Origin of the sequence: Rhodococcus sp. EPR-157, from assembly GCF_001647195.1 — a bacterium.
Classification (GTDB): domain Bacteria; phylum Actinomycetota; class Actinomycetes; order Mycobacteriales; family Mycobacteriaceae; genus Rhodococcoides.
Window position 1 is genome coordinate 1 of record NZ_LVCV01000659.1, and the last position, 4,443, is coordinate 4,443.

7 protein-coding genes are annotated in these 4,443 nt (G+C 61.8%); 1 reads left to right on the forward strand and 6 read right to left on the reverse strand.

All coding sequences use genetic code 11. From position 1 onward, the window contains the following. Positions 1-88 precede the first annotated feature (88 nt). The 6 genes from A2J03_RS27870 to A2J03_RS27895 form a co-directional block, all read right to left on the reverse strand. The gene (locus tag A2J03_RS27870) at positions 89-337 is read right to left on the reverse strand and encodes a hypothetical protein (RefSeq protein ID WP_068380957.1); all 249 of its coding nucleotides are present in this window, start codon (positions 335-337) and stop codon (positions 89-91) included. Beyond that, positions 334-999, reverse strand: coding sequence for a hypothetical protein (locus A2J03_RS27875; RefSeq protein ID WP_068380960.1), 666 nt, complete (start codon positions 997-999; stop codon positions 334-336). Before A2J03_RS27875 ends, A2J03_RS27870 begins: the two co-directional genes overlap by 4 nt. Continuing rightward, positions 996-1,271: a hypothetical protein gene (locus A2J03_RS27880; protein WP_068380963.1), complete on the reverse strand. Its 276-nt coding sequence runs from the start codon at positions 1,269-1,271 to the stop codon at positions 996-998. Before A2J03_RS27880 ends, A2J03_RS27875 begins: the two co-directional genes overlap by 4 nt. A gap of 612 nt (positions 1,272-1,883) precedes the next feature. After that, positions 1,884-2,306, reverse strand: coding sequence for a hypothetical protein (locus tag A2J03_RS27885; protein ID WP_068380966.1), 423 nt, complete (start codon positions 2,304-2,306; stop codon positions 1,884-1,886). Then, on the reverse strand, positions 2,306-2,494 hold the full coding sequence (locus A2J03_RS27890) for a hypothetical protein (RefSeq protein WP_068380968.1): 189 nt from the start codon (positions 2,492-2,494) through the stop codon (positions 2,306-2,308). Before A2J03_RS27890 ends, A2J03_RS27885 begins: the two co-directional genes overlap by 1 nt. Positions 2,495-2,497: 3 nt before the next feature. Next, on the reverse strand, positions 2,498-3,709 hold the full coding sequence (locus A2J03_RS27895) for a hypothetical protein (protein WP_231912743.1): 1,212 nt from the start codon (positions 3,707-3,709) through the stop codon (positions 2,498-2,500). A 450-nt stretch (positions 3,710-4,159) separates the two neighbouring features. On the opposite strand from A2J03_RS27895, the gene A2J03_RS27900 reads away from it, so the two are divergent. Then, on the forward strand, positions 4,160-4,339 hold the full coding sequence (locus tag A2J03_RS27900) for a hypothetical protein (RefSeq protein ID WP_068380971.1): 180 nt from the start codon (positions 4,160-4,162) through the stop codon (positions 4,337-4,339). Positions 4,340-4,443 lie beyond the last annotated feature (104 nt).

Below are 4,443 nucleotides of genomic sequence, written 5' to 3' on the forward strand. Positions count from 1 at the left end.
CTCACGCGTCTCGGCATCGAACTTCCTTGGTGCACCCATATCTGCATTCTCCTGGTGAGATCACAGTCTCCACCAGTCCCAGGACGGTTCAGAGTGTGACCCGGTTCTGATACGCCACCCGGTGCGCCTGGTACGCCGCGTCTCGCAAGTAGTAGCAGCCTGCGCCATTCCCGAGGACGTCGCCGGTCCAGAGCTGACAACCGTTCTGTTCGTACGAGACCTGATCCCAGAACTCGGAGCGCTCGTCTACTGTCAACAGCGGCACCGGAAGCGGCCCTCGCGGATACGGCTTCTGCCCGCTAAGTGGACCGACGGTTGAGGTGATCGGTTCGTTCATGCTTTGTGCTCGCTGCCAGCCTGGTAGAACACATCTACGCCGGAATATTCGAACTCGATCGACTCACGGCATTCGTCGCACGCGTTGATCACGCGGAGTACCGTGCCGCAAGTGACGGCGATGCCGCAGCTCCCGCGTCGATAAGTGCCGTCTCGCCACTCACAGAGCGTGCATCGATGCGCGTGACGGCGATCGAGGAGCCGCTCGGCCACTGTGCGAGAGGTCCACCCCAGAGTTACCTGAAACTGCAGACCGGTGAATGCACTGAGCTGCACCCGCTGACCGATGTGCACCGAGTTGCCCGCTACTGCCTGAGCAGTGTTGTGCAATGCTCGAAGGTCCGCAAGCCGCACTCCAGGCATCAGCTCTGACTCGCCCGTCAGAGAAGAATTCTCAACGCTCAGACCTGCGGCATTCGGCAGGTAGAGATCGTCGGCGTCACCGTCCCACGCACGATCACCTGGATTCTCTGCCATGTGTTGAAGCACTACAGCCAATCGCGGAATGTCCTGCGCCCGAGACGAATAGTCTTCGCGTTCCGCCACCCGCATCGGCGCATCGATCTGATCGCCCTCGGGAGAGGGCTCGCGCCAGTTCTTTTGTTTCAGCGACGGGTACTTCTTCACCAGCTTGCGCCGCTTGTCATCGTCGATGTAGGTCATGCGCTCGCACCACCCTCGCGCAGCGACATGACCCAATCCATCAGGTCTGTCTCGGAAAACCATCGAGCATTCGAGATCGTGAAGCTTTTCAGGGTGCCGCGTTGGGTGTGTGTCTGTATTGCGCGCGCTGTAACGACCTTGATGCCCGCGCGGCCATTGAGGAACGCCTCGGCCCGTTCGTAACCCTTGATTGTGGGCAGAACGCGACGGTCTTCGGGCGGGTTGTCCGACGCGGCGGTACCCGCGTCTCGCGCCGTTGTTCGTGTACTCATGGTGACCTCTCTCGGAATGCGTCACGAGGATGGTCTGCACGAGGCAGGCACCCTCGCGACAGACGGGTGCTGTCGTGGGTGTGCACTGCTTCGTTGTTTGGGTGACCTTGCGCTGTCCCGGCTGCTAGCGCTTTGTAACGGTCCCCCGAGGAGCGGAAGCTTGCTCTTGCTCCTCAGTAGCGGGTGGGCCTTTGGTCCGGTGCCCAGCCCCGGTGCGGCCGTGCCGCGCTGTACCAAACAATAGCACCACACTTTACGGCAACTTGCAACAGCTCTGGGCATCGAAACACGTTGTTGCAGAATAGCTCTGGTGAGAATTCCTGAGAGTTTTCACAGAATCGTGTGCCGTCAATCGGGCCAGAATCGACGCTGAACGCCGTTCTACGCGACCCCGCCACCCCCAGTGGCCGAAAAGAAGTCAAGGAGCGATGGACGGCGATCCGCGTTTGGTAGCTTTTGGCCCATGACCGCGACCATCGCAGACACGTCCGCCCTCTCGGCGTACCGGACAGGAGGACCGAGAGGGCGGAAGCGGACAGACCCAAGCCCCAGGGTCTGCCAAGACCGGAGGGATAGGCACCTCCGGAGTTTGTGTGGTTGTCCTGTTGTCAGCTACAGGGGTGCTGTTTCGAGTGGCCTGAGCTTCGCCGGGTCGGAGTTGAGCACGTCGCTCGGTGCGGACATCTTGCGGGCTGAATTCGGGCGCACCCGTACCGTGAGCTCTCGCTTTGGCTTGTCGAGCGTCGGGGTCACGTCTAGCCGACGATCTGGTTTGCCGTGATAACCAACGATGCCCTTGACGAGCGCACCGCGGCCAGCGGGAGTGCGGAACTCCGCGCCGACCTTTGCTCCCTTGTAGGCACCACCTTGGCCGACTTCGAGGTTTTTCTCGAAGCTGCCCTTCACGTAGGACTGCCGGACCTTGGCGGAGGCCTTTCGACCCACAGCGCGGGTGGCTGTCTTCGTTGCGACCTTGGCTCCCGCAACCCGAGAGAACCGACCGCGACTGTCGCGCTTTGGCTTACGCCGTGTCATCAGTCGCCCTCGCCGTCGATCAATCGCTGCAGATCGTCCAGAGCCGGATTGTTCGGCATCGGCGGCGTCTTACCGCGATACCGTCCGCCCTGAGAAGGGGGAGCTGCTTCGAGTCCCGGCTGAGTGAGGCCAGACCCCCAGCCGAACTCGCTTTCGCCCTTGTCCTCCCGCTGACCGAAGTCCGGCATGTCTTACGTCCACTGCCAGACGGGAGGTGTGTAAACCGAGCCCGCCGTGATCTGCACTACGCAGGCAGCTCCTCGATGACGAACCCCTGTCCCGAAGGCGCGGGTGAAAAAGCTGTCTTGTAGCGGATACCGCTGGTCACGACCAGGAATCTGCCGGAGACCCTGATAAGCCACGTTCGCGTGCTGACGGAAAGCGACCGGGTTCAAGGCATTGTTCCGGCCACCGCTGGCAACGCAGGCGAAGTAGCCCGAATCTGGCAAGTAGTACGTCGGCACGATCCACGCCGGTCCCCACTGGCCAGCGACGGGCAGGCCGTTGAATTCACCTGGAGGCTGCACACCGACGATCGACTCGTCGCTGAGCCATGGCGGAGCAGTCACTGACGGGACGTAGTCGTGCCTGCTCTCTATGCCGTTGGTCTGCACGCCCCGCCGGAAAGTGGAGATGATCTCGGCCTCGTGGGGATGGCACAGGATGATGAGTTGGCTACCGCGATTTATGCCGTATCCCTTGGATGTCACGGCGCTGATCGCGTCCTGTAGGTCGCCGGGGTCGATGGCACTGTTACCACTTGCGAGCATATGGCTCGCGGACGACGTGAACGTGCGCCCCGCGAACGGTGGCGGCACACTGCCGTCCAGGCCGGTGTAGAGCGGGCGTACGGGATGCTGGAACTCGTTGAAACCTGTTGCGTTGGTGAATATTTGACGAATCAGGCTGCCGGTCACGAGCCGGTTATCTGCTTCCAGCGCGCGATTGATGATGTCCCGCACCTGTTCGGCTGGAGCGTCGCGGAGAAACTTCCAGGTCAGCCTTGCGGCCAAATCGAAGTCTTTGAAGTTGTAGCCCATCAGTAGTGGTGCTGCGCCGGAACGGATTCCGGTCGGTTCTCCCATCTCGGAGCTCTCCTCGAAATGGTCGCCACCGACGGCCTGCGCCACCGGGTCGGCGACCGAAGTCGTCGGGTAGCTGATGAGTGACGCGAGCGAAGTGCGCTCGGCATTAGCGAGGGCGAGAGCCTGCTGCGCTTCCTGCCAAATGAGGTTGAGGTCTACGCCGTCGGCCGTGCGATTTACGAGTACATCGCCAGCAGTGTTGTATCCGCGTTCAGCGCCGCAGAGCGGACGCAGGAACGCCGAGCGGCCTGGGCCGGTCGTGGGGTGGTCCGGACCCGAGAAGCCGGGTCCGGTGTTGGTGGGGTGGGTTGTAGTCATAGTGGTCTCCGAATGGTTGAGGCGAACTAGTGGCTCCCTCGCGCTGCGGTGGAGGTTCGGCCTCGGGCCAGACGGGACGGGCATTACTGCGGCGCACCTACCGGCGCACTGCGCCAGCTCAAAGGTGCTTGAGCGCAAACGTACGCCACCCGGCACCCCGGCACCAGCCCGGTGTCTGGGGGCATATCAGGGCTGTTTTGAACTGTGTTGCAATTGCTCGCGAACGCGCTGTAGTTGCCTGCTATTGCGCGTTGACCTGCGGCTATGTCCGGCCCGGCACCAGATTGACGCAGGTAGGGGCGGGTCCGATAATCCACACCATCCGTTTTCAAAACCCGTGCAGTGTGAGTTCGAGTCTCACCGAGGGCACCACTCCCCCAATCCGAACAACCCGTTCGACGGTAAAACCGCTGGTAAACAGCCGTCCGAATAGAGGCCTACAGTGGAGTCATGTACATACCCAGCAATCTTCGTTGCCATGACACCGGTGCGGGCACTTTGTGCGCGCAGCGTGTCACCCACCGGTTCGGAGAAGCTGCGGATCCGTCGGAACCTCAATGGGTGTACTACCAATGCAGCGCCGACACCGAGCACGTCACCGGTTACGTCGATCGTCCGGTGACCGACTGATCGATGTTCGTCGAACGCGCCTACATCCGGTCTGAGAATCGTACGCAGGAGTGGCCTTTCACCATCCCGGCTGTCGACCGTCTCGCCACCGACGGGCTGGAGTT